Origin of the sequence: Streptomyces alkaliphilus, from assembly GCF_014141535.1 — a bacterium.
Taxonomy (GTDB): Bacteria; Actinomycetota; Actinomycetes; order Streptomycetales; family Streptomycetaceae; genus Streptomyces; species Streptomyces alkaliphilus.
Genome location: NZ_VKHT01001157.1, coordinates 1 through 1,433 on the forward strand (window position 1 = coordinate 1; position 1,433 = coordinate 1,433).

The 1,433-nt window shown below is 72.3% G+C and carries 2 protein-coding genes; both read left to right on the plus strand.

All coding sequences use genetic code 11. The annotated features are described in order from the left end of the window. The first annotated feature begins 351 nt into the window (after window positions 1-351). Complete coding sequence (locus FNQ90_RS23090; RefSeq protein ID WP_182608120.1) at window positions 352-1,041, plus strand: (2Fe-2S)-binding protein; 690 nt, start codon at window positions 352-354, stop codon at window positions 1,039-1,041. 196 nt (window positions 1,042-1,237) lie between these two features. Further along, window positions 1,238-1,363, plus strand: a complete 126-nt coding sequence (locus FNQ90_RS28260) for a hypothetical protein (RefSeq protein ID WP_267133101.1) — start codon at window positions 1,238-1,240, stop codon at window positions 1,361-1,363. Window positions 1,364-1,433 lie beyond the last annotated feature (70 nt).

A 1,433-nucleotide genomic window follows, 5' to 3' on the forward strand; every position in this document is an offset into this window, starting at 1 on the left:
GACAGGTGCCGGGCCCCACCCGGCGGGACGGGGAAGCCGCCCGACGGGAGACCGGCCCGGGGGAGGACGGGAGTGGATCCGGGAATTCACGCACTTCCGGCCGAAAAGCGCGGAGGGAGAATTCCGCGTGCCCGAAATTCCCGTCGAAGGCTCCACACCGATCCTTTCGGGTGCTCCGTCGCACCCCAATCCCTCCGGGAGATCACTTCGGCTTCCCGGGTCCCGTCGTTCCGTTTTCCGCGACCCCGAAGATCCCGAAGGCCCCGAGGAACCTCCCGAATTCACCATTCCCGCCCCACCCACGCGGCCGGAAACGATCCCTTCGGCCCGCACGGAAAGGAGAGCGCCGACGTGACCTCCCCGGCGCAGGCACCACCGGCGGCGGTCGCCGCCGCCCTGGCCGACGTGGCGACACTCGGCGGGTTCTTCGCCCCCGTGGTGGCCGGCCCCGACGAGGGCTGGCACCCGGTGGCCGAGAGCCACGCCGCCGGCTCGGCCGACCTGGTGGCCGACAACGCCCGCCGGTACGGCACCACCGAGCCCCGGGTCGCCGCCTCGGTCGTCCAACTCGGCCACGCCGCCCGCCTGTGGTCACCCCTGCTGGCCTGCGCCGTCGCCCACGGCGTGGTGCCGGACCCGGCCGACCTCCAGCGCGCCGACGACGGCCCCGCCCTGCGGTTCCCGTCCCCGGCCGGCTGGTGGACGCGGGATGCCGGGGAATCCTCCGCGCTGCTGTACCGGCTGGTGATGGAGGAGTGCCTGGCGGCCATGGCGGCGGGGCTGCGCGTGCGTGTCGCGCCCCGGCTGCTGATCGGCAACGCCGCCTCCGCCCTGGTCGAGGCGGGGCGCGCCCTGGTGGCGGCCCGGCCCGGACTGCGGGAACCGGCCACCGATCTCGTCACCCGTCTCCTGGCCACCGGTGTCCTGGTGGGAACCGGTGAGATCACCGATTCCGCGCTGGCCTTCCGTCGACGCAGCTGCTGTCTTTTCTACCGGGTTCCGCCGGGTGATCGGTGCGGTGACTGTTCCCTGGATCGATGAGGAAGTTGGATCATTCCCGGGGGAGGGTGAATTCCGGCCGCTTTTCGGAGAGTTCAACGGGAGGGGTGGAAATCGTTCGGTCGGCTCACTACATTCGATTTCGCAACTCAGTCGCAGGTGCACCTGGCTCGCGACCACGGGAGGTATCCGGAGTCCCCGTGCCGTTCGCGACCGGTGCCGATCGAAGGAGGAACCCATGGCGCACCACGGTTTCGAGGAGCCCGAGGAGCAGCAGGCCGGCCTCAAGTCCCACACCCCCGCGGTGGACGCGCCGTTCGAGTGGCGCGCGGACGTCGAGGACGAGTCCACCGACGAGAGCTGAGCGCGCGGCGGGGGCGGCCCGGCCGCCCCCGCCGTTCTCGCCGTGCTTCCCGGTCCCCGCCGCCCGGTCC